General features: G+C 47.7%; 24 protein-coding genes and 1 tRNA gene. 13 read left to right on the forward strand and 12 right to left on the reverse strand.

The features are described from left to right. Positions 1–15: 15 nt before the first annotated feature. Positions 16–89: transfer RNA gene (locus AC6R0L_RS14090), tRNA-Cys, on the reverse strand. A 157-nt stretch (positions 90–246) separates the two neighbouring features. Continuing rightward, on the reverse strand, positions 247–621 hold the full coding sequence (locus tag AC6R0L_RS14095; protein ID WP_500629500.1) for a HopJ type III effector protein: 375 nt from the start codon (positions 619–621) through the stop codon (positions 247–249). 336 nt (positions 622–957) lie between these two features. Here AC6R0L_RS14095 and AC6R0L_RS14100 point away from each other — a divergent pair, with 336 nt between their 5' ends. Together AC6R0L_RS14100 and AC6R0L_RS14105 are read left to right on the forward strand one after the other, a co-directional pair. Then, complete coding sequence (locus AC6R0L_RS14100) at positions 958–1,938, forward strand: response regulator (RefSeq protein ID WP_500629501.1); 981 nt, start codon at positions 958–960, stop codon at positions 1,936–1,938. 11 nt (positions 1,939–1,949) lie between these two features. Next, positions 1,950–2,900, forward strand: coding sequence for a sensor domain-containing diguanylate cyclase (locus AC6R0L_RS14105; protein ID WP_334552210.1), 951 nt, complete (start codon positions 1,950–1,952; stop codon positions 2,898–2,900). A 29-nt stretch (positions 2,901–2,929) separates the two neighbouring features. On the opposite strand, the gene AC6R0L_RS14110 is transcribed toward AC6R0L_RS14105, so the two are convergent. The 4 genes from AC6R0L_RS14110 to AC6R0L_RS14125 all read right to left on the reverse strand — a co-directional run bounded on the left by AC6R0L_RS14110 (position 2,930) and on the right by AC6R0L_RS14125 (position 9,648). Next, the gene (locus AC6R0L_RS14110) at positions 2,930–4,042 is read right to left on the reverse strand and encodes a GGDEF domain-containing protein (RefSeq protein ID WP_500629502.1); all 1,113 of its coding nucleotides are present in this window, start codon (positions 4,040–4,042) and stop codon (positions 2,930–2,932) included. Between the two features lie 129 nt (positions 4,043–4,171). Further along, positions 4,172–6,226, reverse strand: coding sequence for an EAL domain-containing protein (locus AC6R0L_RS14115; RefSeq protein WP_500629503.1), 2,055 nt, complete (start codon positions 6,224–6,226; stop codon positions 4,172–4,174). 303 nt (positions 6,227–6,529) lie between these two features. Further along, the gene (viaA, locus tag AC6R0L_RS14120) at positions 6,530–7,975 is read right to left on the reverse strand and encodes an ATPase RavA stimulator ViaA (RefSeq protein WP_500629504.1); all 1,446 of its coding nucleotides are present in this window, start codon (positions 7,973–7,975) and stop codon (positions 6,530–6,532) included. An 11-nt stretch (positions 7,976–7,986) separates the two neighbouring features. Beyond that, complete coding sequence (locus tag AC6R0L_RS14125) at positions 7,987–9,648, reverse strand: ATPase RavA domain-containing protein (RefSeq protein ID WP_500629505.1); 1,662 nt, start codon at positions 9,646–9,648, stop codon at positions 7,987–7,989. Positions 9,649–9,920: 272 nt separating this feature from the next. On the opposite strand from AC6R0L_RS14125, the gene AC6R0L_RS14130 reads away from it, so the two are divergent. The 9 genes from AC6R0L_RS14130 to AC6R0L_RS14170 all read left to right on the forward strand — a co-directional run bounded on the left by AC6R0L_RS14130 (position 9,921) and on the right by AC6R0L_RS14170 (position 17,992). Continuing rightward, positions 9,921–10,445 (forward strand): NUDIX hydrolase, encoded by a 525-nt coding sequence (locus tag AC6R0L_RS14130; RefSeq protein WP_500629506.1) that lies wholly within the window; start codon positions 9,921–9,923, stop codon positions 10,443–10,445. A 32-nt stretch (positions 10,446–10,477) separates the two neighbouring features. Beyond that, a complete protein-coding gene (gene ltaE / locus AC6R0L_RS14135; protein ID WP_500629507.1) occupies positions 10,478–11,482 on the forward strand; it encodes a low-specificity L-threonine aldolase in 1,005 nt (334 codons plus the stop codon). A gap of 71 nt (positions 11,483–11,553) precedes the next feature. Then, entirely contained in the window at positions 11,554–11,889 is a 336-nt protein-coding gene (locus AC6R0L_RS14140) for a c-type cytochrome (RefSeq protein WP_500626670.1), read from the forward strand. 235 nt (positions 11,890–12,124) lie between these two features. Then, positions 12,125–13,312 (forward strand): glycine betaine/L-proline ABC transporter ATP-binding protein ProV, encoded by a 1,188-nt coding sequence (proV, locus tag AC6R0L_RS14145; protein WP_500629508.1) that lies wholly within the window; start codon positions 12,125–12,127, stop codon positions 13,310–13,312. A 4-nt stretch (positions 13,313–13,316) separates the two neighbouring features. Further along, on the forward strand, positions 13,317–14,426 hold the full coding sequence (gene proW / locus AC6R0L_RS14150) for a glycine betaine/L-proline ABC transporter permease ProW (RefSeq protein ID WP_500629509.1): 1,110 nt from the start codon (positions 13,317–13,319) through the stop codon (positions 14,424–14,426). After that, positions 14,419–15,426, forward strand: coding sequence for a glycine betaine/L-proline ABC transporter substrate-binding protein ProX (proX, locus tag AC6R0L_RS14155; RefSeq protein ID WP_500629510.1), 1,008 nt, complete (start codon positions 14,419–14,421; stop codon positions 15,424–15,426). Before proW ends, proX begins: the two co-directional genes overlap by 8 nt. Positions 15,427–15,654: 228 nt before the next feature. Next, positions 15,655–16,287: an esterase/lipase family protein gene (locus AC6R0L_RS14160; RefSeq protein ID WP_500629511.1), complete on the forward strand. Its 633-nt coding sequence runs from the start codon at positions 15,655–15,657 to the stop codon at positions 16,285–16,287. 160 nt (positions 16,288–16,447) lie between these two features. After that, positions 16,448–16,957 carry a magnesium transporter gene (locus AC6R0L_RS14165; protein WP_334552032.1) on the forward strand — a complete coding sequence of 170 codons (510 nt, stop codon included), beginning with the start codon at positions 16,448–16,450 and terminating at the stop codon, positions 16,955–16,957. A 3-nt stretch (positions 16,958–16,960) separates the two neighbouring features. Then, a complete protein-coding gene (locus AC6R0L_RS14170; protein WP_487902282.1) occupies positions 16,961–17,992 on the forward strand; it encodes an HlyD family secretion protein in 1,032 nt (343 codons plus the stop codon). Positions 17,993–18,066: 74 nt separating this feature from the next. Here the strand turns inward: AC6R0L_RS14170 and AC6R0L_RS14175 are convergent, their stop codons facing one another. After that, complete coding sequence (locus tag AC6R0L_RS14175; protein ID WP_334552034.1) at positions 18,067–18,876, reverse strand: LysR family transcriptional regulator; 810 nt, start codon at positions 18,874–18,876, stop codon at positions 18,067–18,069. A 295-nt stretch (positions 18,877–19,171) separates the two neighbouring features. Here AC6R0L_RS14175 and AC6R0L_RS14180 point away from each other — a divergent pair, with 295 nt between their 5' ends. Beyond that, positions 19,172–19,765 (forward strand): TetR/AcrR family transcriptional regulator, encoded by a 594-nt coding sequence (locus tag AC6R0L_RS14180; protein WP_500629512.1) that lies wholly within the window; start codon positions 19,172–19,174, stop codon positions 19,763–19,765. A 70-nt stretch (positions 19,766–19,835) separates the two neighbouring features. Here the strand turns inward: AC6R0L_RS14180 and AC6R0L_RS14185 are convergent, their stop codons facing one another. From AC6R0L_RS14185 to AC6R0L_RS14195, 3 genes are all read right to left on the reverse strand, one after another. Then, a complete protein-coding gene (locus AC6R0L_RS14185) occupies positions 19,836–20,519 on the reverse strand; it encodes a glutathione S-transferase family protein (RefSeq protein ID WP_500629513.1) in 684 nt (227 codons plus the stop codon). A gap of 64 nt (positions 20,520–20,583) precedes the next feature. Next, the gene (locus tag AC6R0L_RS14190) at positions 20,584–21,123 is read right to left on the reverse strand and encodes a hypothetical protein (protein WP_500629514.1); all 540 of its coding nucleotides are present in this window, start codon (positions 21,121–21,123) and stop codon (positions 20,584–20,586) included. 112 nt (positions 21,124–21,235) lie between these two features. Further along, positions 21,236–23,212, reverse strand: a complete 1,977-nt coding sequence (locus tag AC6R0L_RS14195) for an alkyl sulfatase dimerization domain-containing protein (protein WP_500629515.1) — start codon at positions 23,210–23,212, stop codon at positions 21,236–21,238. A gap of 157 nt (positions 23,213–23,369) precedes the next feature. Here AC6R0L_RS14195 and AC6R0L_RS14200 point away from each other — a divergent pair, with 157 nt between their 5' ends. Continuing rightward, complete coding sequence (locus tag AC6R0L_RS14200) at positions 23,370–24,314, forward strand: LysR family transcriptional regulator (protein ID WP_500629516.1); 945 nt, start codon at positions 23,370–23,372, stop codon at positions 24,312–24,314. On the opposite strand, the gene AC6R0L_RS14205 is transcribed toward AC6R0L_RS14200, so the two are convergent. Further along, on the reverse strand, positions 24,307–24,990 hold the full coding sequence (locus tag AC6R0L_RS14205) for a hypothetical protein (protein ID WP_500629517.1): 684 nt from the start codon (positions 24,988–24,990) through the stop codon (positions 24,307–24,309). The genes AC6R0L_RS14200 and AC6R0L_RS14205 overlap by 8 nt on opposite strands. Positions 24,991–25,122: 132 nt before the next feature. Next, complete coding sequence (locus AC6R0L_RS14210) at positions 25,123–26,178, reverse strand: Lcl C-terminal domain-containing protein (protein ID WP_500629518.1); 1,056 nt, start codon at positions 26,176–26,178, stop codon at positions 25,123–25,125. Positions 26,179–26,197 lie beyond the last annotated feature (19 nt).

Consider the following 26,197-nt stretch of genomic DNA (forward strand, 5'->3'; position numbering starts at 1 on the left):
AAGATAGAGAAAGAATGGAGGCGCGTCCCGGAGTCGAACCGAGGTCCACGGATTTGCAATCCGCTGCATAGCCACTCTGCCAACGCGCCTTTTTTAGAACAGCACTGAGTCTCAGTGCTGTGTTCGGCGATTACTTTACGTATTCAGCACGAGGAGTCAAACAAAAATCCCTATTTTAGGCGTGTTCGCTGACAAATGCGCCAATTAGAGCAGACATTGTTCGAAATGGTCGTCCAATATAGTCGTCTACCTCTCGCCTGTCTTTGACGACGCATACCCCTTATCTGCTAATGCTTGACCTTCAAATTTCACACCTTGCCAACCGGTTTGCATAAAATTGCGGATGTTCGCGTGATCATCCCCTGCTGGATGGTTGAGGACATCTTCACGATAATAACGCCCAAAGCAAGCGAGGGTTTGTGACTCTGACAGTTGATTCTTTTGGCCAAACGCAAAAATCTTGCACGACCCATTGTTCTGATTCACCTCATTAAAGGTGTCACCATTGGTGAACGCGGTGGGCGTAAACGTGTAGTAACGCTCAATGATTGCCATGGTCTGATCAAACTCTATCGTCTCCGGAGAGTGTTCAAGGGTGTGGATGAAGGTGGTGAGTTCCATTTGGTTAAGCTCCTTATGTCATAAAGGGCCAAGTCTACGGGATCGTCCTCGATGGCAAAAGGAGAAGATGAACCAATCACTCAGTATTTCAATGTAGACACGATTCATGTGGCACATCAAACACACAAAAACCATAACCAACCAAACACTTATGCAAGTGTAATATGTGCGTAAAGTCTAATTTCTTTTACTGATAGAAAAAAATAACTCGAAAAATCAATAGCAAAAGGGTTTACTAACCCGCAGCAATTTTGAAGCAATGTCTCATTATTGATACCAATGCAAGCCGAGAGGGTTTGATTTTATGGCAACGACGACTGGGTCAACCATCATCTTATGAAGATTCTGGTTTGTGATGACTCTAAAATCGCGCGCAAAGCGATTTTATCGAACATTGATACACAGGCAATCACTCTTTACCAAGCAGAAAATGGAAAGAGCGCTTTAGAGCGCCTTGCATCTGAGCCTATCGACGTCCTGTTCCTCGATTTGACCATGCCTGTCATGGATGGTTTCGAAGTGCTTGCCTCGCTACCTGTCCATGCGCACCCGACCCAGGTTATCGTGGTATCAGGGGATATTCAAAATCAGGCAAAACAGCGCTGCCGGGAACTCGGCGCCCACGACTTCATTGAGAAGCCGTTCAGCTCGATGGATCTTCACGCGGTATTTGAACGCTATGGAATCCCAGTGTGCCCTTCGGTGCACACACAGCCCACACGGCAGCTCTCCGCTCACGAGCTACTCAATAACATCAAAGAGATCAGCAACATCGCTCTCGGTGCCAGTGCCTCACTCATCGCAGAACAAACCGGGCGATTTATTGAAATGCCTTTGCCTAACGTTGCCTCCTTGCATCAATCGGAACTCAAAATGACGATTCAAGACATCGTCAACAATGCAGAATATCGCGCCGTCTCACAGCGCTTTGTTGGCAATGGCATCAATGGTGAGGCGCTCGTCTGCTTACACGGGCAAGGCATTGATCAATTTTCGGCTGTTACGGTTGACAACTTTCATGCCGAAACCAACGAAGCGATCTTAGATATTGCTAACTTATTAGTCTCCTCGTTTTTGGTGTCATTTAGCAAGCAGCTCGACATTGCTATCTCTTTGCGCCAGCCCATCGTGCTGGAAAAAGAGCCGCTACAACGAGCGCTAAGCTGCTCTCAGTTTTTAAACGGCTACGAGCAAGAGATTTTTACCATTGAGTTTGTTTATCACGCCGAAAATCTCGATGTCGCCTGTGACGTGATTTTCCTTATGGACAATGACTCAATGAAGTCCATCGAATCCGTATTGGAGTGTGTAATGTGATCAAGCATGATATGGGGGATTTTCACTGGGCGATGCAGATCATCGGCGAGCTGGATGCAGGGCTTATCGTCTTGGATAAGCACTACCGAGTCTTGGCGTGGAATTCCTTTATGCAATCGTACAGTGGCATTCGCGCCGAAGCGATCATTGGCAAAGTGTTGTTTGACGTTATGCAAGACTTACCTGAAACTTGGCTGCGTAATAAAGTCGACACCTCGTTTCGTTTGAACAGCCGTGGATTCTCTTGCTGGGAAGACCGCCCTTACCTGTTCAAATTCAAAAACTTCAGCCCAATCTCCAACGGCTTACCGGAGATGCGCCAAAACATCACCTTCTCCCCTTTAACGTCAGTGAACGGCGAAGTCTCTCATGTCAGTCTTATCATCAATGACGTCACGGACGTAGCGAAAAACAAAACCCACCTCATCGATTCCAATCAAAAACTGTCGGATCTCAGTCGCACAGACGGCTTAACTCAACTCTACAATCGTGCCTACTGGGAAAGTTGTCTTCAGCAAGAGTTTGATCACGCTAAAGTGACCGGGAAACCAGCGTCACTGGTTATTTTCGATATTGATCACTTCAAGCGAGTTAATGATAACTATGGTCATACTGTCGGGGACATGGTGATCCGCCACACGGCAAAAGAGCTCATCAAAGCTTCTCGTGGCAGTGATATTTGTGGCCGCTACGGCGGTGAAGAGTTTACGGTTATCTTACCAGGTACGTGCTCTGAGCAAGCGCTCTATTTTACCGAGCGCCTTAGAAAACGTGTCGAACAGTCGATTGTCGAATGCGAAGGGTACTCTGTTCGCTACACCATCAGCCTCGGGGTGTGTGAGTTGACTGAACAACAACCCAACCACCTAACCTGGTTACAACATGCAGACAAAGCGCTCTACTATTCCAAAGAATCCGGACGAAACCGTTCAACCGAGTTCGATATGTCGTTTGTGAAATAGCGCGACTCGCCATTCAGTGAACGCCTCTGTTATGTTGACTTTTGCTTACTGACAATACTGGTGATGACCTGCGATTTGGCTGACTCACTGTGCTTTTTTTTATCACGATACATTTGTTGATCGGCGAGTCTGACCGCGTCTCGCATCGACACTGGGTGCTTCGCCGTTGATTCAGAGACACCAATACTGATCGAGACGTCATCGCGGATTTCCGCCAGACGTTCAATCAGACGTGGCACATAGGTCTTCTGCGCATCTTGCTTTTTACAGCTTGGCATCAACACAACGAACTCATCGCCGCCAAAGCGGAAACTTTTGTCAATGCCCCTAGAAATCCCTCGAATGGCATCCGCCACCGCGATCAAAACGTTATCCCCCTCCTCATGACCAAAGTTATCGTTAAACGCCTTGAAACTGTCAATATCCATATAGAGCACCGTAATACTGTCACCGTGTGCATGACACTCGGTGAAGAGCTTTTCTGCCACTTCTTCAAATGCGCGTTTATTGTATAAATTGGTGAGAGGATCTTGGCTTGCCATCAGTTCAATGTGCTTGGTCCTTTCCCTGACCATCTCCTCCAATTCATTGACGTATTGGTAGGATTTATTCCGCTCCATCTCGATTTCATTCATCATGCTTTTTATGTAAGTATCAAAGACATAAGAGACATCAAAGTCCATCAAACGGCTTAAAATTTCACATTGATAATTGGCTATGGTGGTATCAGAAATATTCGAGCGGATCGTCGATGATAGCACTTCTTTGAGGTAACTGACGGCAGACAAGTAGAGTTTTGGGTCAACGCCAATTCGTTTGTGTACCAACCCGATTCTCAATCTATGTTCAACGTAGTCGAGATCGACTTCTTTAGAGAACAAATCAATCACATACTGACGCAGAGCGCTCATGAGGCGTTGCAAAGTGCCGGCATCGCCAATTAAAGTCTCTACATCAGGGGTGTTCGTCTGATGCTCATAAAAGCCTGCAACGATTAAATCTAATTGGCGAACTATTACGCCTTTCAGTGAACGTAGCTCCACTAGCTCACTCGACGTTAGGCGAAATAACTGAAGCCGTTGTTTGAGCTCAGATTCTGAGATCTGTTGTTGCTCAACCAAGGATTTATCTGTAATTCTCATTGCTTTGCTTCCATAGCCAACTCATGCTTTAGTTTAGACTATAAAACCCAATGCATAGTAGTTTTTTCATTCGTTAATTCAATGAATTACATAGCCATTAACCATATAAGAGTTATGGGTATAGGCCATTTAAGAAGTGAGGTGAACCGGTTTATCTACAAAACAACATAGCGCGTCAATCGAGATCGGCTTCGAGAACCAGTAACCTTGATAGTAACGACATCCCATGGCTCGAAGTTCAGTAAATTGTTTCTGTGTTTCAATACCTTCCGCAACAGCATCATATTTGAACGAGTCTGCTATCTTTATCATGGATTCGATAATGGCCTTACCTTGGACAGTGTCCATTTGATTGACAAAACTACGATCAATTTTAATTTCATCAACTGGGATATTGACTAGATGGTTGTAAGAGGTGTAACCGGTACCAAAATCATCCAGAGAAACATGACAGCCAAGTTCACGCAGAATCTCAATACTTTTGAGATGGAAATCTTTCATCTGAACAAAGAAGGTTTCCGTGATTTCTAAACAAACTAAATGCTCTGGTACACGATACTGGCGAAGTAGGCGTTTAAAATCGTTGATAAATTGTTTATCCAGAAGTTCTCGTGATGAAATGTTGATAGACAACCGAAAATCATCCGGCAATTTATCACGGTAGGTTTGATATGTTTTAAAGCACGCTTCAACAACCCAAAGATCAATGTCACGAATCAATCCATATTGTTCTGCGACCGTAATATACACCTCAGGTGAGAGTTGACGTAAACTCTCCGAATGGCACCTCAACAGTGCTTCCGCGCCAACAATTTGCTCTCTCTCGGCATCGTATATCGGCATAAACAGCAAGTAGAACTGCTCACTCTGTAGCGCCATACGCACACTGTCTGCAATTTGATACTCTTCTTCATGAGCCATCATAGTGTCGAAGTTGAATTCGGCGGATCGCTGCTCATTTCGCTTGGCAATATTGACAGCAAAGCGCGCTCGCTCTAATGCTTTGACGCCCGTTTCAGGTAAAAAGTCACTGGATACGTAGCCAATGACGATTTCCAGCATTAGATGACCAATCCCATCAAGATTGACACCTAAATCATTCAAATCAAGTAAATACTGAGACTGCTGAGAAGTTAAATTCTCACCCACACACTCGATCAACAATTCATCTTCTGTCACCCGATAAATCGTCAGCTTATGATTAGGTAATTCTCGCACCATTTTTTGCCACATTCGTTCCATAACTTTGATGACCGCGGGATTACCAAAATGGTGGTTTAAGGCGTGATAGTTACTGATCTTGACCAAATACAGTCTCACGGGTTCATTGTATTGGGCTAGAGCTGAATAATTTTTGACAAAGTGCTCTACCGTGTAAAAGCCTGTTTTCTTGTCTCTATAAACATTATCCTTGGCAAGGATCAGGAGTGACTTAGTATAAAAAAGGTAATGTGCCAAACAGCCCACGAGAAGAAGCGGCCAATAAAAAAACATCACTTTAACAAACGTTGATTCATTGTGGATTTGCCAACTAAACGAGAGGCTTTTAATCGTCATCCCCCACTCTCCGTCCGCTTTGACAGGAACACCTCCAGTGTAGAACTCAAGTGCAACGAGTCGGCTAAAATCTAAATCGGCTTGCTCATAAGGGATATCAAACAGCTCCTCCCACCACGTTTCGACCCGAAATCGACTCAAAGGGATAGACTGGGTGCTTTTAGGTTCAAACCGTACAGCTTGATATTTGGTATCTTTGACAGCGTAATGCTCGGATTTCTCATTGGTTAATAAGGATTTAGCAAAGATCGTGACCCCCGGCTGCTCTGTGGTACCCGACCAAAGCGACTCAACCTCCACATTCAGCGTTGCTTTGGTACTGAGGGACAAAAAATGGCCATTTTGTACGTCATGAGGTAATGGGAATACGATGCCGCACATGTCAAGCTCTGCTTGAGGTGCATCACTACAACGTATCGACACACCTCGTTCAGAGACATTGAGTAACTTAGCACCCGCGTCATTGTTTCCTGCGGTAAGCGGCGCAATATTTGCGTGGCCTAGTACCTGGAAAGAGGCTTGATTTAGCGGTGAGCGAATGATGGCAAAAGTCACAAGCGCAAACGATAAACTGGCTAAAAAGAAGAACAGGTAATGTTTAACTACTTTTTTTTCTTTACTGTCCATGTGAAAAACCACGCAAGGAAAATACGTCAAACGTACTGAGTGGTCTCATTTCCCCTTGGTAGCATAAAAAGGCAAAAAAATGTGACATTCAGCGAATAATTATCTGATAAATATACAAACTTATCATTGCCTTGGCGAGAAGTAGTCCGCTAAATTGCACATAAATTGATTTATATCACAAATGGATCGCCGCGCGGAATTTTCCATACACATATAAATTAGCAAGTCATAAAACGACAATGCCCCGCGAAAGCGAGGCATTGTTCAATCAACTTGGATAATGATCTGGGGCAGACTATGGCGTTACCATTTCTTCATCAATCTACCGACTAGATTTGGATGGTAAGACCAACAATGATCAAACATGCTCATCAGCTCTGGGTTTCCATACTTTGACACGCTCAAGGCGTGGAAGCGGTTTTTGTTCTCTTTTAAGCCCGCGACCTTATCCAGTACCTCTTGTGACTGTTTCGGGGCAATAAAGTCCGAAATCACCACCATATCGGCGTTTTTGTACTTTTCACTGCTCATCAAATCAATCGATTTAAGAATCACAGGCTCGAGATCCGTGCCGCCGTGAAAGCTGTACGACAAGAAATCACTCGCTTCACGCAAACCATCTTGACGTGTCAGTTCGTAGGTAATCTGCTCCGTAGAAAACAGAATAACAAAGCAATCGCGATCATCCGCCAGCGCGATTTGCATTAAGGCGTAGGCCATCGCTTTGGCACATTGCTCTGGCGCCCCTTTCATAGAGCCAGAGGCATCCACACAGACGATAAAAGGTCCTTTTTCAATCTCAATACTTTTACTGTCAGGCTGTTGAGCCGTTACTTTACGCAACGTGCGATTTTTCCCTTGCACGCGATAATTCATCAAACGCTTATCCGCTAGGTGCTTGTAAAAAACCACCTCAAGCTCTGGGTATGCCAAAAACATCGTCTCGTTGGGCAGTAGCTTGTTGAGATCATCACTTTCGTGGATACCGACAATGTCATCTGTCGCTTCGTCGGTTTTCTCTTCCACGACTTCAATCGCTTCCACTGGCGCTTGGTTTAAATCAGGATCATTGACTTGCCCCGCCATACGACCGAGTTGCTCTGCAATTTTTTGTAGCCCGCTGTTCTTTTTCAAAAACTCCGCATGTTTTTTCATGGTGCCGAGATCGGTTTTGCTCAGCTTCGCCGCAGCCATATCCCACAGACGCCCAATACTCGCTTCGTCTCCCTCTTTCGCAACGTTATCCATGTTTTTCATGGTTTCCATGCGTTGATAGAGATCTTTGAGGGCTTTTTCTTTACTCGCTTCTAGCTCACTTAACTGGGCAGTTTTTATCGCATCTACCAAGCTTTTGTACCATTGATCGCAGAAATAGTGGGCGAACATTGGGTTCTTAACCCCTTTATTCTTCTCTACAAGACGTCTCGCCTGCATGTAGAAGGCCGAGTGCCACTCCAACTTTTTAATGACCTCAGGCAATTGAGCGTGAAACTTGGCTTCGTCCCAATAAATGACTTCTTGGTACAGCGCGAGCTCTTGTTGAAAACGTTCCGTTTCACACACCTTAGTGATGCGCTTTTTGACACTGCCGCGCCATTTCAACAGATGATTTTTCACCGAGGATTTCATTCCTCGGTTCTCAGCCATGATCATCACTTGTGAGCGCGCAATAATATCGTTCATCGCGCTTTCAACGATGCCCGAATCGGCGATCATTAATGCTAAATTAAGTCCATCTGCACCCAGCACAACGTTTCCCCTTACTCAAAAACCGGTGGCAAAGTTTGCAATCGATAAAGCGCTTTTTCGCTCTCTGATTTGGCCGCTTCCAATGCCTGGGTTAAGCCTTGTAGCCCAGCTTCCATCTCACGAGGGATCGCCTCGTCGATAAAGTTGTGTGGCAGTGCGGCGTGGAAACTGGAGCGCGCTTTACGCAAGCGGTGCTCTGCTTCTTCTAACGATTTCAACGCCTGCTCTGAACGCGTTAACCAATTTTGGAAGCGGTCGTGGTCTAGCCCTTCACTCGTGACAGGGGTCAACAATACTGCGCGATTCGCAATGTCTTTAATGACTAAGTTATTGGCTGCATCCACATCAAAACGAAGACGACAAATCGCCGTAGATTGATTGACATAACCACTCACTTCGCCGTGGCCATCACGAACCAGTTTTTCGAGATCGGGTTTACTGACGAACACACAGCGACTGTCACCTTTTTCGGATTCAGACACCGACATATTGGCCTGAAGCAGGACCAACTTGATAAGACCCGGAGTCACACCCACTTTATACAAACGTGCATCGGAGAAATCGTACGACTGAACCTGCTTCTTCAGTAATCCTGTTGAAGATTCAAGAGAGAGCTGGATAGCAAACGTCTCTTCGAGTTCTTCTTGAACGTCTTGTAGCGTTTCACGGCAGAGGGTAATTTGTTGCTCTACCTCTTGCTGATCAAACGCGTAATTGAGCGCAAACTGACGAATGACGCGGCGCACCACATCACGAGATTCAGGGCTGTTCCATAAGCAATCTTGTAGCAGCAACAGATCCAATGCGTTGATCGCATCGCGGCCATTAAAGTAGGCGCTGGCTTTCAACAGCTTAACGGCTTTTTTCCAGCGTCTATCAGACACATACATGTCCTTATCCACGCTCGAACCGGGCACTTCGCCAGTCTCTTTCTCAAGTAAGCTTTTGAGTTCAAACAGCTTTTCAAACACATCATCGCTCAGCTCAAGCGTATCAAGCTCTTGCTGCCAGAGGTGGTATTCTTCATCGGTAATCGCCAAGCCTTCTGGAATTTTGGCTTCTTGCTTCGTGCCAACGGTGAGCATGGATTTGAAGTTTTGCTTATTTTGAATTCGATTAACAAACAAACGCACCAGCATGCGATCATAGAGTGCCTCTAGACCACTGTCCTCATCGGGCAATTCGTTTGATGCCGACACTAAAAGACGCATGGGCACTTTCTCAATATCACTGCCATTTTTAAATGTTTTCTCGTTCACCACGGTCAAGAGTGTATTGAGAATGGCGGGGCCGGCTTTCCATATCTCATCGAGAAAGACGACTTGCGCGGTAGGTAAATATCCATTGGTCAGACGCACGTAGCGGCCATTGTCTTTCAGCTCTTGTATGCTTAGCGGGCCAAACACCTCTTCTGGTGTAGAAAAACGTGTCATCAAATATTCAAAATAGGACGAGTTATCAAACGCTTGAATCAAGCGCTTAGCAATCAAACTTTTTGCTATGCCTGGAGGGCCCAGTAGAAAAACGCTTTCACCGGCCAGGGCCGCAAGTAAACACATTTTGATGGTATCTTCACGTTCGTAGACACCGTCAGATAGGGCGTGAGCCAACTTATTGATTCGTTCCGACAGTAACGCTTTCTGCGAGTGGGGGACTCTATTTTGACTGAACATTATTGGGCGATCCTCGGGGCGCTAAGCGAGCGTAATGTATAACGTGCTTTATACATTTGTTATTACTTTGTTACAAGTATAGTTTATTATAATCAGCCCTTTGTTATATCAGATTCGCTTTTTACTTAATTTTCTGTAATCAATGTTTGCATATTTGCGCGATTCATCACACCGAGTTATTAATCCATTCCAACGCATCGCTCTTCATTACTTTTCATCGGGTGCCGAAATGGGTAAGGTAGGGTCAACATGCTAGGGACACCACATACCCAATGGACAAACAAACCACGATTCACACCTGGAAACGGATTGCTCTTATTGAAGAACCCGTGACCTTACCCAATGGTCAACAGATTACCCATACCACGATATCTCACCCGGGCGCGGCGGTTATGCTGCCTATCGATGACAATGGTGATATCGTCATGCTGAACCAATATCGGCCGTCGCTTAAAAAGTGGCTACTTGAACTCCCAGCAGGCACACTAGAAGCGAACGAAGCCATTGTCGACTGCGCTTCACGTGAATTGGAAGAAGAAACGGGCTATCGCGCCTCAGAGTGGATTTCTTTAGGGCAAGTCACACCGCTCGCAGGTTTTTGTGATGAGATTCAATACCTTTTTGTGGCCAAAGGTCTCACAGCTTCTAAACACTTAACGTGCGATGATGATGAAGTGATTGAGGTACTGACTTTATCGCTGCGCGACATCGAACAACGCATCATTTCTGGTGAGATCACCGACGCCAAAACCATCGCATGCATCAGCAAAGCGAAACTGTGCGGCTATCTCTCTTGAATTTCGTTTTCCCTCATTAATAAGGATAGGTTATGGATTTTCGCTCTGACACCGTGACTCAACCCACTCCAGCCATGCGCGAAGCGATGGCCCACGCCGCTGTTGGTGATGATGTATACGGCGATGACCCGACCGTCAACGAACTTGAGTCCTTCGCGGCCAAGCGTCATGGGTTTGAGGCGGCACTTTTTACCACATCTGGCACGCAAGCCAACCTACTAGCGTTGATGGCACACTGTGAACGTGGCGACGAGTACTTATGTGGACAACAAGCGCACAACTATCGCTATGAGGCAGGTGGCGCTGCGGTGCTTGGCTCAATTCAGCCCCAGCCGATTGAAAACAACCCGGATGGCACTCTCGATTTCGACAAACTTCGAGCCGCCATCAAGCCCGATGATTGTCACTTTGCTAAAACCCGTTTACTGAGCTTGGAAAACACCATTAATGGTAAAGTTCTGCCACTCGATTACCTGGCACAAGCGCGAGAATTTGTCGACCGACACGGCTTAAGCCTGCATTTAGACGGGGCTCGCGTATACAACGCCGCCGTCGCGTTGGATGTTGATGTCACTGAGATCGCACGTCACTTCGACTCCATGACCGTATGTCTTTCTAAAGGTCTCGCAGCGCCGGTGGGCTCTTTACTGCTCGGCAGTCGCACCTACATTGCTAAAGCACGACGCATCCGAAAAATGCTCGGTGGCGGCATGCGTCAAGCCGGCATATTAGCCGCTGCAGGTAAATTAGCGCTGACTGAGCAGGTAGCTCAGCTTTCTATTGACCACGCCAACGCCAAACAGCTCGCGCATACCCTAAATACATTGCCCGGTTTTTCCGTCAATCCAGAATTCGTGCAAACCAATATCGTCTTTGCCAAACTAGAGAAACACCTTGATATAGAGGCCATCGCAGAAGCGTTGGCCAAAGAGAATATTCTCATCACACCATCCAATCCCATCCGCTTTGTTACTCACAAAGATGTGACCCAAGACGACATTTCCACACTCTGCGCGCACATTCAACGTGTGCTTTGATCTCGCCCATTGAGCTTCCCCCTAGGGGAAGCTTTATTCTCAGTCCACACACACCGACATTGAGAGTACAAATGAATCGATGGATACGCCACGTATGCCTGCTGGCCACTAGCACAGCGTTAACACTCGCTAGCGGGGCACATGCGAAACCTTTCGGCGACGCGCAGCTTGGACAAGTCAAATCACCCAGTTGCGTTTTTTGTCACGGCAGCACCGGCCAAAGCGCCAATCCCAATTACCCTCACCTCAACGGTCAAGATGCCACTTACCTGTTCAACGCGATGCGTGCCTATCAACGAGATGAGCGAACTGGCCCACTCGCGCAGATGATGAAAGCGCAACTTTCCAAACTCAACGAACAAGACTTGCGCGATATTGCTGCGTTTTACGCTGCCCAAGAAGATTAATTACACCTCAAATAAAAACCGCTTCTCAAAGGTTGTACATCGCTATTCAACACTGGCGTACGGCCCTATTCACAACCTATCAATCATCACAAAATAAGCAAAAAAAACGACATATAGTGACAAAAAACTTATTAACAGACCGATTTGGTTATGTGATTTTTATCACCTCCGATTTGAAATTCCATTAAATATTGTTTAGTGTACTAACGTTTTTAAGCAAAAAAGGAAATCTTTGATGGATCCCATACTGGAAGTAAAGGGACTGTACAAAGTGTTTGGTGATGAACCCAATCACGCATTCGACCTGTTGGAAAAAGGGTTGGATAAAGACACTATCTTCGACAAAACTGGCCTCACTGTCGGGGTCAATGATGTCTCACTCACGATCAATGAAGGCGAGATCTTCGTCATCATGGGTCTATCGGGCTCTGGCAAGTCCACCTTAGTGCGACTGCTCAATCGATTGATTGAGCCAACACGTGGCAGTGTTCTGTTTAAAGGCAATGACATTGCTTCGATTTCAGAGCAGGCACTGCGAGAAGTCCGTCGCCACAACATCTCCATGGTGTTTCAAAACTTCGCCCTAATGCCTCACATGACTGTGGTTGAGAACGCCGCTTTTGGCCTAGAACTCGCTGGTATTAGTTTGGAAGAGCGAAATCGCTGTGCTCTATCGGCACTAGAGCGCGTCGGCTTAGAGAGCCATGCGGATTCCTTCCCCGATGAGCTCTCTGGCGGTATGCAGCAGCGTGTCGGACTGGCACGGGCGCTAGCTTGTGACCCTGATATTCTGTTGATGGACGAAGCCTTCTCCGCCCTTGACCCGCTGATCCGTAGCGAAATGCAGGACGAACTGATTCGTCTTCAAAACGATGATAAACGCACCATCGTATTTATATCGCACGATCTTGATGAAGCGATGCGAATTGGTGATCGCATTGCCATCATGCAAGACGGACAAGTGGTCCAAGTCGGCACACCAGATGATATTCTCAACAACCCTGCCAATGATTACGTTGAAGCCTTCTTCAAAGGCGTCAATGTGGCCAGCGTTCTCACAGCGAAAGACATCGCCCGAAAACAGCCGACCGCCGTGTTTAAAAAATCTGAGCACGATGGTCCCGGCTCAGCGCTGCAAATGCTGATGAATCACGACCGCGAATTTGGCATTGTGGTCGATCGTGCCAGCCGCTACTCCGGCATCGTCTCTCTCGACTCGCTGCGCCAAGCGCACAAAGAGAAGCGATCTTTAACCAGTGCTCAGATAGATGACGAGGTGACATTGTCATCCGAACAATCCATCAATGACATTCTTGGTATCGTTGCCGGTGCACCGTATGCCGTGCCGGTCATTGGAGAAGACGGCCACTACTATGGAGTCATCACCAAATCTCGCCTATTACAGACGCTAGATAAGGAGTAACGCGGTGTCAGAAGAAACTTCTCAAACGGACCCGTGGTCGCAAACCACGGCAGATAACACAACACCATCGGATCCTTGGGCAACGGCGACATCCGACGAGGGCGCAGACTGGCTGACATCCGAAGTGACGCAAACTCAAGCGCTCGATTTAATGCACCCCTTCAACGAAGCGCTCTTGCCCGTCGATGCTTGGGTTGAGACAGGCCTTAACTGGCTGGTCGAACACGGTCGCCCGCTTTTCCAGGCGATCCGCGTTCCCATCGACCTGATCCTGAGCTCATTCGAACTGGCGCTTGTCTCCACTCCCGCCCCATTCATGATACTCGCCTTGTTTCTTTTGGCATGGCAGTTTTCAAATTGGCGTCTGGGCGTAGCGACCTTGGTTTCGCTGCTCACTATCGGTCTGATTGGTGCGTGGAGCCAAGCCATGACCACCTTGGCCTTGGTGCTCACTTCAGTCTTTTTCTGTTTGCTCATAGGGTTACCTTTAGGCATCGCATTGGCGCGTAACCCAACTGCCGCGAAAGTCGTCAGGCCACTGCTCGACGCGATGCAAACCACCCCAGCCTTTGTCTACTTGGTGCCGATTGTCATGCTCTTTGGTATCGGTAATGTGCCCGGCGTTGTGGTGACGATCATATTCGCGCTGCCACCTGTGGTCAGGCTCACCATACTCGGTATCGTTCAAGTGCCCAAAGACTTGATTGAAGCGGGGCATGCCTTTGGTGCCAACAAGAAGCAAATGCTGTATCGCATCCAACTGCCGCTAGCGCTGCCTACGATTATGGCCGGCGTAAACCAAACCTTAATGCTGTCACTCTCTATGGTGGTGATTGCATCGATGATCGCAGTCGGCGGTCTAGGTCAGATGGTGCTGCGCGGAATTGGTCGCTTAGATATGGGCTTAGCCGCCGTAGGCGGATTGGGCATCGTCATTCTTGCCATACTGCTTGATCGCATTACCCAAGCACTGGGCGAAAACGCAGGTAATACCAAGCGCCGTTGGTATCACACTGGTCCTGTTGGCGCAGTGATCAAGCTTGCTCGAGGCAGTCACTCAGCCCACGCAGTCAAAAACAAGGAACTTCACTTAGGGAGAAACAATAATGAATAATCTATGGAAACAGACATTCAAACTGACATCGGCCTCGGCCTTGGTATTATCAGGTGCTGCTTTTGCTGCATCGCTACCGGGCGAAGGGATCGCGGTACAACCGGTGCAATCCACCGTCGCAGAAGAGACCTTTCAAACACTGGTTGTCAGCCGTGCCCTCGAAGAGCTTGGCTACGAAGTGGCTGAACCAAAAGAGGTGGATTACAACGTCGCTTACACCTCGGTAGCAAAAGGCGATGCCACATTTCTTGCCGTCGGTTGGTTCCCTCTACATGCCGATAAATACACCATGGCGGGCGGCGATGACGTGTTCTACCGTCAAGGCGAATACGTCAGTGGTGCGGCTCAAGGTTATTTGATTGATAAGAAGACCGCGGAACAGTTCAATATCTCCAACATCGGCCAGCTGCAAGATCCGAAAATTGCTAAGCTGTTTGATGCTAATGGTGACGGCAAGGCTGACCTTACTGGCTGTAACCCAGGCTGGGGCTGTGAAATGGTGGTCGAAGCGCAACTCGACGCCTATAAACTCCGTGATACGGTGACGCACAACCAAGGTAACTACGCTGCCATTATTGCCGACACCATCTCACGCTATAACAAAGGTGAGCCAATCCTATATTACACTTGGACACCGTATTGGGTAAGTGGCGTTCTGGTCCCAGGCAAAGATGTCGTTTGGCTGGAAGTCCCTTTCTCTGCCTTACCCGGCGAGCGCAAAGACGTCGACACCTCACTGCCGAATGGCAAAAACTACGGGTTCGAGATGAACTCGATGAAAATCGTCGCCAACAAGACGTTCGCCAATCAAAATCCTGCTGCGGCCAAGCTGTTTGAAATCATGAAACTCGATATCAATCATATCAGTGCACAAAATATGATGATGAGCAAAGGTAAAAACAGCTCAGCGGACATAGAGGCCCACGTTGAAGGTTGGATAAAAGCCAACCGCTCGCTGTTTGACTCTTGGGTTGAGCAAGCTAAAAAAGCCGCCAAATAACCGCTTCCGCCCCTTGCTTCGCAAGGGGCTTTTTGATTGGATCAAGTAAGCGCAACGATATGACCATCAAGCAAACCACTCGCTAATTAATCACTCAACACACATTCATTGCCGCTCACTCTTGTCTCTGGCGGCCGGGCGCGTCATCATAGTCCTTGGCCATCATTTTGTTTTCCGCCCACTTTTTACTCTTCATTTTATTTCGCGGATTTCTCTTGGGAGGCAGTTGTGAACATCGTGATATTACATGGACTCTATATGCATGGCCTGGCAATGCTGCCACTCAGTCAGCGGTTACGAGACCTTGGCTATGACACAAAGACGGTCAGCTACAACAGTGTGGCGATCAATGAGCAAGTTGTGTTTTCTGACATTAGTTCAGCGCTCAGCCGCCGTCAACCAAATGTGTTGGTCGGTCACAGCTTAGGAGGATTGATTGTCAAACACTACCTAGAATCGACCCAACCGAGCACAGATGAGATCTCACACGTTGTCGCCATTGGCTCGCCGCTTCAAGGCGCCTCTATCGCAACGCGAATACAGAAGCTCGGTATCGGCGCCATTTTAGGCAACGCACCTGAATTTGGGCTCACTCAACATGAGGAGAGTGTCTGGCGAGTACCACAAAAACTAGGCAGCATCGCCGGTACCTTGCCCGTCGGCGCACGCCCCTTGTTGATGATGGACAATAGCGTCGCCTCCGATGGTACGGTGACGCTCGAAGAGACCAAAATCGATGGTATGACTGATCACATTGCCAAAGATTACAGTCACACCAGTTTAATATTCAGCCGCTTTGTGACCCAGCAAATCGATCATTTCATTCGCCATGACCATTTTGACCATACTGCTGTGCGCTAAAACATAACCAATAGAGATGTATTTCATAAATATCGCTGTGTATGTGAGGTGAAAACAATGTGTTATTCTGTGATATAGATTCAGAATATCCGTTATTCCGAATCGCACATAAGATTCTTGTATTATCGCTGATGGAATAATTACCAAGGCAATATAGCTCATGAATCCATCAAAAAGCGAAGCATCCAATCAAGGAGCGGGTGCAAAATTCATTAGGATCGTCAAGTACATAGCTTTGTTCATTATCAAAGCTGTGGTCGCCATTTCCGTCCTTGTTGGCTCCTCGCTTGCTCTCTCAAAGCTGGGTCGCATTCACGGTAAATCACTCCCTGAAGAGTACTTTTCTGGCGGTTATCCCACCATTTTGCGCCTACTCGATTCTGAAATCTTCATGGGCTTCGTTTTCTTTGTTACCGTCGCGTTGATCGTCTATGTCGCCTACCTACTTTGGCAACTTCACGAAGTCGCGGTTCACAAAGCGGCGGAGATGTCGAGCGCGCACACTCAAATCGTTTTTGCATTGTCTCTTTGTGGCCTGTTCATCGACAAAACATGGTGGGTTCTTGCCATCATCATCGCATTCGCTCGTTGGGACGTGTTAGCCAACGAAATCTCTAACATTATTCGCAATGGCCGCAAGCCTGAAAGCCAAGCACGCGTCGAGGACTAATCCATGAAAGAAATTATGCTACCTTACGTTCTGATCTGTTGGATCTTGGTGAAGGCGGGTGTGGTGCAATGGACACTACGCAACGCGGCTATCATGATCGGGACAGGCTTTTTCATCGCGATCGCGCTGTTTACCGCTCACCGCTTCTGGTCGCCTGCGGACCTGACTGACAGTACCACAGTTAAAGCGCCGCACGCGGTACTTAGCCCACTGCTTGGTCAAGAGATCGATCAAGTGTATGTCACGCACAACCAACACGTGAAAAAAGGCGACTTGATTTACACGCTGAGAACCGAAGATACCGTGTCTCAAATGAAAAGCCTAAACGCGCAAAAATCAGCGGCGGAAGCGGAAATTCTCGCACTGGTGCGCCAGATGGACAACGATCGTAAAACGCTCGACCGTCTCAATAAACTGAAAGATTTTGCTAACGAAGCGCAGCGCGACGACACCCGTACTCGCATTGAGACCACGGAAGCGAAGATCGCCTCGGTGAATGCGCAAATCCTTAATATTGAAGCACAGATCGCCACCGCTGATTGGCAAAACGATCGCCGTGAAATCCGCGCGCCGTTTGATGGTCAGCTAGGCATCACCAACATCGTTCAAGGTACACGCATTGGTAACATGCACCTGTACGATACCAGCAAAAAGTTTGTTGAAATGCGTATCGCCGATCAAACATACAGCGGCATCGAAATTGGTCAGTTTGCTGAGTTTTACGTCGATGCTTACCCAGGTGAAATCTTCCGTGGCCGCGTACACAGCATCACAACCGGTACCGGTGAAGCGCAAGTGTCTGTCTTCAACGGTTCCCAACATGTTCGTCAGCACGTCGGGAACAATATGGGCTCACACGGCCGTACCATTGTCATCGAATTTGTAGAACCAGAAGGTTACAACATCCCAATCGGTGCAACCGGTTCAGGTTGGGTATCGGCGAAAAAGCCGCACCAGATGCTCGGTTTCATGGACATCATTGGTGGTGCAACCGTACGTTTGAAAGCATACAAAGCTTACCTCTCTGCTTTGTAATGATTTCTTGACGTAAAAAAGCGCGCTGTGAATCACAGCGCGCTTTTTTTATTGCTTTCTATTTGATTGACACGTTACTGCTGCCAGTTCAACGCTTGATTAAGAATGATGGGCTCAATGATGTTCATCAACCATTTGGTTTTAGCCGAATTGCGACGTGATGATTTGGTGATCAACGCCGCTTCCAACGTCACTTTGGCGTGGCCGTCATCAGGTCTTACAGGTCGATAGCGAACCGTGTAACAACGATCCATCAATTGATTCATTAAATCATAGTTGTCGACAAAAATGCTCGCTTCGATGCTTGGGTCAAGGCGCTGAAAGTAGTTGTGGTAGTCGTTGATGCCAGAGACCAAAAACTTGACGTATTCGCCAGCGACATTGCCTGAAAATTCGCCCGTCACACTCTGAATACGCTTTTGATAGAACACTTGGGGTTTGTCATTGAGCATGTGCAGACCAATATCGACTTCACCCTCTTCGATCATGGATTCGCTGAGTTTATTCCAAACGCGTAATTCGATGATGGCGTCGGTTTGTTCTCGAATCGCCATAATGATCTCTTTGCCCGCTTGCACCACATATGGCTCCACCATATGGATCACGACTTTCTGGACGTTTTTAGGGTCAAACTCTTCTGGATTGAGCGCCTGCTTGACTTGCGCAAAGGCGTTGCGCAGTTTGGGCTCAATGCTCATCGCATAGGAAGTGGGGGTGAGGCCGTCTGCGCTGCGAATAAACAGAGGGTCATCGAGGTCTTCACGCAGCTGCGCCAACACTTTCGACACATAGGATTGAGAACGTCCAAGTTTACGCGCCGCCGATTGGGTGGAATGTGTCTGCATCAACACGAGAAAAACTTGGAGTGAGTTGTAGTCTCTCATTAAAAATGACCCATCTGGTTTTAACTGTAACGAAAGATAAACAGTATCCTAGCCTATGTCTAGTGTGCGCTTCGCATTATCGCCACATGTTTCTGTTGTTTATCAGCAAGTTGAAGAAAGTTATAAACAAATTGTAGCTCATATATGACTAAGCTAACACAAACCGCCTGATTGATTCAGTAAACCAAGGAAAGATTCTGCACGGCGACATGGCGCATAATCACTCAAGTTGAACGATCGTTACTCCCTTCGCTATACTAAAGCAAACTCGCATTCGTCAACATCAAGGATCCCTATGCCAAGCCGAGCCAAATTCAATCGTGATGATGTCATTGACAAAGCCAAAGACCTCTATTGGGAAAAGGGCTATCACGGCACCTCCATGCGTGCGCTGCAAGAGGCCATTGATATGCGCCCTGGAAGCATCTACGCCACATTTGGCAGCAAAGACAAGCTCTTTAGTGAAGCGTTGCACCGCTATGCAGAGTTGGGTCGTGAACGTCTACAGCGCTGCGTCGCGCAAAGCGATACTCCTCTTGCGGGGCTAAAACAATTTGTGCGCGCCCTAATCATTGATAGCCGAGACAGCGCGCCAAGCGCGATGTGTATGATCGTAAAATCTGTCGCTGAATTGACCGAGTCCGATAATCCTGAGCTGCTCGCTGAAGCGAAAACGCTGCTTCGACGGGTAGAAAGTGCGATTGAGCAGGTGCTCATTGACGCCAAAGCGCAAGGTGAACTGAGCGAGGCGCAAGATCCAGCGGAACTGGCTCGCTATTTACAAGTGCAAATCATTGGCCTGCGCACTTACGCGCGCGCCTGTGACGACCGCTTGTTGATAGAAAACATGATTAACTCGGTATTTAGCCAGTCACCGATACGAACGTAAGCCACCATTGATCCAAAACTAAAAAACACGGCGCTCGATGCCGTGTTTTTCATTACGCGCCTAAAACGAATTAATCCTCTTTAGGAAAGTTAGACGGAAATAGCGCTCGGCGCGCCACATCGTCCACCTCAGTTTTAAACTCACACGTTTTTGCTATCGCGCGTGCCTTCTCTACCGCCGGTCTGGCATTGATCGCGTTGAACCAGCGCTTCAGATTCGGGTATGAGTCTAAGGCAGCGTCGTCACCTAACACAATCGGCGCTTTATCAATCCAACCCCACGCCGCCATATCAACGATGGTGTAGCTATCGCCGACAATGAAATCACGCCCTTCAAGTTGTGAATCCAACACTTGATAATGACGCTGCGCTTCACGGTGATAACGGTTTGCTGAGTAATCGTTGCCTGCAGGTGCTGCGCGTTTAAAGTGCACCGACTGACCCGAGAACGGACCAAGACCAGAAGCGATAAACATCAGCCAAGAGAGCAGTTCCGCGCGATCGTTCGCTTCACCGCCAAATTGACCGGTTTTCTCCGACAGATAGAGCAAAATCGCGTTGGAATCAAACACACGTTGGCCATCGTCTTGCAACGCTGGGGTCTTGCCATTGGGGTTAATGAGACGAAACTCTGGAGTGTGTTGTTCGCCTTTGAGGGTATCAACGGGCGCCAGTTCAAAATCTAGCCCCGCTTCTTGCAGAAATAGCGCCACCTTCATCGGGTTTGGCGTGTGGTGAAAATAGAATGTCAGCATGACTCGCTCTCCTTGTTTGAACACTTATTCAAGCACAACAAGAACGATCGTTCAACTTAATCCATCAATTTGTTTTTTGACCCTTAAAGAGAGCAGTAAACCAATCATCTAACTGCTTCACCTCTGCCGGCTGTCCATTGATGACGACCCAACCCTGGGATTTGGCTTGCGGCCAATCGATCACGCCTGTTGCTAACGCATCCAGCACATCCAGCTCGGTCACCAACAAAAGGTCATCTTCGCTTGGTAGCGTATCACGGCCTTTCATTGACACTTTTTCGCCCAACACGACCTCACTGTAGTGGCCTTTGACCGCTTCAAAGAGGGAGAATGGGATCGGTGAATCCGCCGATTTCGATAACGCTTGAGTAAACGCAAACAGGTAAAACTGCTCCGGTTTCGCTTGATTGGCGAACTGGTTGGATTGGCGTGCGGTGATCACCTTATCAAACACTCCAAGCGAGCCTGGCTCTGAGACAAAGTTAAACCCCGCCGCTTGGTGCAAACCGCACGCCAGTAGCGTCGGTGACAGCATCAATAACACCAGACTAAAACCGCGTTTGGCGAGCGTGGCGCAGTAAAGCGTGAACGTCTTGGTACGCATAAGATTCCTCATTAAACCATTACTCTATTAACAAAAAGGGACCGTGAAGGTCCCTTTGTCGTCAATGATGTCCTTGAGTAGAGTGATGAATGAACTCTACGTTATGTACGACTTAGCGAACAATCAGCATCAAGTCTTGCGGCGCTGTTGGCTTATCAAAGTAGCTCATGAACTGACCAAACCCTTGAATATCACCCGCTGCGAAGGCAAATTTACCAGCTTGCAGATTTTTACCAATCGCTTGTTGTGCATTTGGTCCCGCAAGAAGAATCTCGTTCAATACGGCACGAGTGGTGTCAATCTGCACGTCCGCGGTATCAAGCGCTTTAGTGTGCAACTGAGCAATACCGTTGCGGATTTCGATGGTGAACGCTTCCTTGGTATCGCTAAAGCGGTACGTCATCGCCATATTCACATCAAGCGTGTTTTCCGCAATCAGTGTCGCCGTCATCATGTCAAAAATTTGCTTGCTTGGTAGCGCCGTCAATACGTCAACCGATGCGAAGCTGATCATGTTAGAGAAGTCACGCGTACCCTCAAGTTCAGCCGCCGCGTTTAGCGCCCAGTTACGCCAGTTGATGTTGACCTGCTCAGCAGCCCACGCTTTGTAAGCGCTCGCTTTTAGTTCACGCGCACCCATGTCGTCTTTGTTGACCGTGATTGGGTAAGACAAAATTTCTGCTGCGAAGGTGTGGTTACCTGCATCGATAGCCGCTTGCGCTGTGTGCATGATGTTGTCTCGGCCACCCATGATTTCAACAAACGCTTTCGCGCGTTGCTCGTACGCCATTGGCTCTAGCTGCCACGGGTCACCTTCGAAGAAACCGTTGTAACCCACGTAAATCTGACGAACTGAGTGTGCAACGGTACCGTAGTGCTCACCAAGCCAAGGGTGTCCAGCCAAGTGTGCTGGCAATTTCACTGCTTCAACAAGCTCATCAGGTGTTAGGCCTTTGTTCATGTTGCGAATGGTTTGGTCGTGCACGTATTGAATCGCATCGCGGTAAGCCGTCAAGACATTCGAAACCGCTTCTTTGCCTTCCACAGGACGACCGTGAGAGTTAATCATGACTTCAGTGTCGAACTGACGCATGATGTCGATGCCTTTGAACCATACCGATGGGTCACGGAATTTGGTACCACGAATCGTATGCAGGTTAGGGAAGTTTTCACCTTGCAATACTTCTGCTGCGTGCAGCACTTTTTGCTCTGGTAGGTAAACGACCAGCTCATCCGCCGTTTCAGATGGTACGTGAACGATTTCAAGCTTGACGCCCGCAATCGTGATGTCTAGACGATCTTTAAACTCAAGGTTTGGCTCGATGAATGAGATGTCGCCTTGCATAAAGCGTGGACCTAGGCCGTCATTAACAGTACCGAACTCACCTTCAGGAACGTGTTTTGCGCCAGTGTAAGATGTGCGGTGACCAAACAGTGGACCTAGGTTTGATGACCAGTTTGCCACTGCCGCAGTCAGGGTTTCTTGTGCGATGATTTTTACTTCACCAGACGCCACTTGCTCGTCGGTTACCCAAGCGCGAACGCCGGCAATATGGTCAATGTGGTTGTGTGTGTAGATGATCGCTTTCACTGGCTTATCTGTGATAGCTTCAAATTGCTCTTTCACTGATTGTGCCATTTGTACCGATTCGCCTGGATCGATCACGATGATGCCGTCATCACCTTCAATCATCACTGGTGTATCAAGACCAAAGCCGTAACCTAGGTAGATGTTGTGATCCACTTGGATAATGGCTTGGTCCATTTTCAGGCCGTGCTTGGTGAGGCTTGGGTGAACATGGTCAGACTCCTGGGTAAACGCCAAAGATTCACCCGTTTTTGACAACACTTGAATACGCTCACCTGGCCCCCAGAACATGTTCGACTCGTGTTCAAAAAGTACATCGCTGCTGTAGCGAGCCAGTAAGTCAATATTTTGGTATTGAGCCGCTTGAGAAGTGCGAAGCTCACTACCAACCGTTGACGTTGCTTCAACGGTTGGCGTGTTAGATTCCGTCGCACAGCCCGTTGCGAAGAGCGCACTTGCGATAGCCAGTGGGAGCGCGAGTTTTTTCAATGTCATTGCCATTTTCACGACCTTAATTTTGTCAGGTAACATTTAATCTTTCGCAGTGATTGTATGACTTGATACCCATCGCAAACACAGAGCAATACGATTTCAATCCATCGAAATTACGATATATAATTAAAAGTAGAATCGGCGGATACGATAGGTAAGTAAGCTCATGAAAAACAACGACATCCCTAATTTCAACCTGCTGGCTGTATTCGCCACCGTGATAGAGCATGGCTCACTGAGCCGAGCAGCGGATCATTTAAGCACCAACCAATCCACCATCAGTACGGCGATTGCAAGGCTTAAACAAGAACTCGGGCAAGAGCTGTTTATCCGTCAAGGTCGAGGGGTGGTACCGACCACTTATGCGTTAAGCCTCTACGAACAAGTACGAGACCCCATCCAGCAACTCGGTGGGGTGTTTAATGCGCTCGAACAGTTTAATCCACGCACCTCACAGCGTAAATTTGTCTTGGCCGCGCCAGAGCACTTGCAGTGGGTTTTGCTTGATGGTTTCTCTAAGTTGAGCGACACACAAGTGACCCTTGAGATCTACGATCAACCGGATAATGACGATAAGAGTTATGAAGGGTTAGTGACGCAAAAGTTTGATGCGATGATCGACATCTTAGTTTCTGAGTCACCCAGTATTGAAAGCGCCCACCTTTTCGATGGGCGCTTTGTGATTGTTTGCCGCGAGCAGCATCCGCGAATTCAAGGCAGCATGACTCAAGAGCAATATTTTGGAGAGAGCCATGCCGTCTTAGAGCGCACGCGTAATCAAACCTACAGCTTAGGCCACTACACCAACATAGACATTTCTCGACGTAAGGTGGTCTATCACGGTCGTTCGTTGTTTAACAATATGATGCTGTGCAGCCAGTCAGACATCATCACCATCGTCCCGCTGTCGGTCGCTTTGCAGTTTAAAGCGCGTTTGCAACTGCAAGTGATCAACCCGCCCTTCTCCCACACTCAGATGTCGAACTATCTGATATGGAATAAGAAGCACAGTAAAGACCCGGCGCATCAATGGTTTCGCCAACAAGTAATGCAAAGCTTAGACAACACCAAGCAGCTGATTAACCCGAATATGGGCTCGGGCGTTATTTAAACTCGTAAGTGTACGACGCGCCGAGTTTGTTGGTTTTACCAAAATCATCGTCTGCGATGATGCCGAAGAAGTTGAACGACTGCGCCTCAGAAATTTTGTAGCTCGCACCTGCACCGCCCCAATAGCCCGAGTAACTGTCCGAACCGCGTGATGCACCGCCAAACGTCATCATCGACCATTTCTGAGTCAACGGCTTGAGGGCAAACGCACCGATGTAGCCACCATGGCTCGAAGCTGGCATTAAGACGTAGTCGTTCTCAATGTCGCTCTCATCACGCACGGCAAATTCACCGTCGTTGTAGCTATAACCCGCCATTGGGAATATCTGCCAGCCCATTGGTTCGATATCAAAATAGCTCAAAGGAACAAACGTGCCGATACTGTAGTTGTTTTTGTACGCATCATCATCAAATTCGGTACGGCTAAAGTTGAAGTTGAGAATACCCATCGGCAACAACCAAGAGCCCCCGACGCGCCACTCATCGCCATCCGCGTTGATACGCCCATTGATCATGCGCGCATCATCAAGGCCAATCGAACCAGAGAACTTCAGCCCTTCACTGTAGGCAAAACCAGCTTTGGTGACAATTTTGGTTGGATCTTCATGGTGCTTCTCTTGAGCAGAAAGCCCGGTCGAAAGAAGAACAGAAGCGAATAAAAACGAAAACTTGCGCATAAACATCTCATGTAAGTTGCTAGAACTGATAATGGGCAACTCAAAGTCCTGTCGAGCACTCATCATACCTCTTATAGGCAGTATTCTATTCGCTTCGCATTGTCACTTAGGAATAAGGCTTATTCCTTTCTTTTATTGGAATACAAAAACGCAATTAGCCATAGACTCGCCTCCAGCTTCGCTTGTATAACTGTTGTCATTAATAGGTTGAAAAGGTTGTATACTAAGATTTACGTAAAAGTATCTATTCGAAGAAAACCCTAGTGTACCAATTGTACTCGTCCAACTGATGCCCGAATCTAACCAGCCAAACCTATCAAACATAGTATCGTTGTTTGGGTTGTTATATCGCGCTAAATTTCCAAGTTCAGCTTGAGTTGCTCTGCGCCAACTGCGCTTTGTTCCAAATGCCTCAGTATTTAATTCTTGGCACCAACGATCATATTGCCCATTCACCCCAGCATTGGCGTCATCACCAGCACCCGGTAATACCACGCCCAGCCCTGTTTGATTAAAGCGGGCTATTTGAACACCAGGTTTCAATGACGCTCCAAGAACTGAATAAGTACGTCCCGTATTGGACGCGCTGTTGTCTTGAGTGTAACCATATGCATCAAGAACAGCTTGTGAGGGTGAGTTGGTGATCCACTTCCGATAGCCATCATCTGGATCGATGATCTCTACTATCTTCATACAGTTCCCTTCGGCGTTATCGCCTGTGTCATTGATGCCGCCACCAGATTCGGTACTCAGTACTTTGCCGGGAATATTACCACACACACGAGAGTTGCCTTCTATGATTACCGGGTAGTCATCGCTTTTTAATCCACTCACGTTGTGTGTAGCGATCAATTGCGTTTCTCCTACAATGCCGGCTTGGACTAAAGAAGCCGTTGTGATTGTAGCTATGTCTGTGTCCAGCATTTGCCAAGACACCTCTTCGGTGAGATCTCGAGACGAACCATCACTATAGTGGCCAATTGCCATAACCGTTTGTTCGTTGAAAATTTTCAGGGCAAGAGGGGCTGCCGAGAGCGTGTTCACCCCGATGGGCTCTCTTGCTTGAACTTCGATTCGGACCAAAACCACTTCGTCTTCTTTGCTAGAAAATGCGTGTTCAGATTTACAACCGGAAATGAAAATTGAAATTATTGCCAAAGGTAGAATTAATAGGCGCTTCGCTAACATAGTATATCCCTTACATCTT

It is taken from the genome of Vibrio sp. R15-SG3-ISO1A, from assembly GCF_059833955.1.

Coding starts and splice junctions, on each gene's coding strand:
- AC6R0L_RS14210 (WP_500629518.1), bottom strand. CDS start 26,178: ATGTTAGCGAAGCGCCTATTAATTCTACCTTTGGCAATAATTTCAATT.
- proX (WP_500629510.1), top strand. CDS start 14,419: ATGAATAATCTATGGAAACAGACATTCAAACTGACATCGGCCTCGGCC.
- AC6R0L_RS14105 (WP_334552210.1), top strand. CDS start 1,950: ATGGGGGATTTTCACTGGGCGATGCAGATCATCGGCGAGCTGGATGCA.
- AC6R0L_RS14110 (WP_500629502.1), bottom strand. CDS start 4,042: ATGAGAATTACAGATAAATCCTTGGTTGAGCAACAACAGATCTCAGAA.
- AC6R0L_RS14140 (WP_500626670.1), top strand. CDS start 11,554: ATGAATCGATGGATACGCCACGTATGCCTGCTGGCCACTAGCACAGCG.
- proV (WP_500629508.1), top strand. CDS start 12,125: ATGGATCCCATACTGGAAGTAAAGGGACTGTACAAAGTGTTTGGTGAT.
- AC6R0L_RS14170 (WP_487902282.1), top strand. CDS start 16,961: ATGAAAGAAATTATGCTACCTTACGTTCTGATCTGTTGGATCTTGGTG.
- AC6R0L_RS14125 (WP_500629505.1), bottom strand. CDS start 9,648: ATGTTCAGTCAAAATAGAGTCCCCCACTCGCAGAAAGCGTTACTGTCG.
- AC6R0L_RS14115 (WP_500629503.1), bottom strand. CDS start 6,226: ATGGACAGTAAAGAAAAAAAAGTAGTTAAACATTACCTGTTCTTCTTT.
- AC6R0L_RS14195 (WP_500629515.1), bottom strand. CDS start 23,212: ATGGCAATGACATTGAAAAAACTCGCGCTCCCACTGGCTATCGCAAGT.
- AC6R0L_RS14185 (WP_500629513.1), bottom strand. CDS start 20,519: ATGCTGACATTCTATTTTCACCACACGCCAAACCCGATGAAGGTGGCG.
- AC6R0L_RS14100 (WP_500629501.1), top strand. CDS start 958: ATGAAGATTCTGGTTTGTGATGACTCTAAAATCGCGCGCAAAGCGATT.
- AC6R0L_RS14165 (WP_334552032.1), top strand. CDS start 16,448: ATGAATCCATCAAAAAGCGAAGCATCCAATCAAGGAGCGGGTGCAAAA.
- AC6R0L_RS14200 (WP_500629516.1), top strand. CDS start 23,370: ATGAAAAACAACGACATCCCTAATTTCAACCTGCTGGCTGTATTCGCC.
- AC6R0L_RS14180 (WP_500629512.1), top strand. CDS start 19,172: ATGCCAAGCCGAGCCAAATTCAATCGTGATGATGTCATTGACAAAGCC.
- AC6R0L_RS14190 (WP_500629514.1), bottom strand. CDS start 21,123: ATGCGTACCAAGACGTTCACGCTTTACTGCGCCACGCTCGCCAAACGC.
- AC6R0L_RS14205 (WP_500629517.1), bottom strand. CDS start 24,990: ATGCGCAAGTTTTCGTTTTTATTCGCTTCTGTTCTTCTTTCGACCGGG.
- AC6R0L_RS14095 (WP_500629500.1), bottom strand. CDS start 621: ATGGAACTCACCACCTTCATCCACACCCTTGAACACTCTCCGGAGACG.
- ltaE (WP_500629507.1), top strand. CDS start 10,478: ATGGATTTTCGCTCTGACACCGTGACTCAACCCACTCCAGCCATGCGC.
- AC6R0L_RS14175 (WP_334552034.1), bottom strand. CDS start 18,876: ATGAGAGACTACAACTCACTCCAAGTTTTTCTCGTGTTGATGCAGACA.
- AC6R0L_RS14130 (WP_500629506.1), top strand. CDS start 9,921: ATGGACAAACAAACCACGATTCACACCTGGAAACGGATTGCTCTTATT.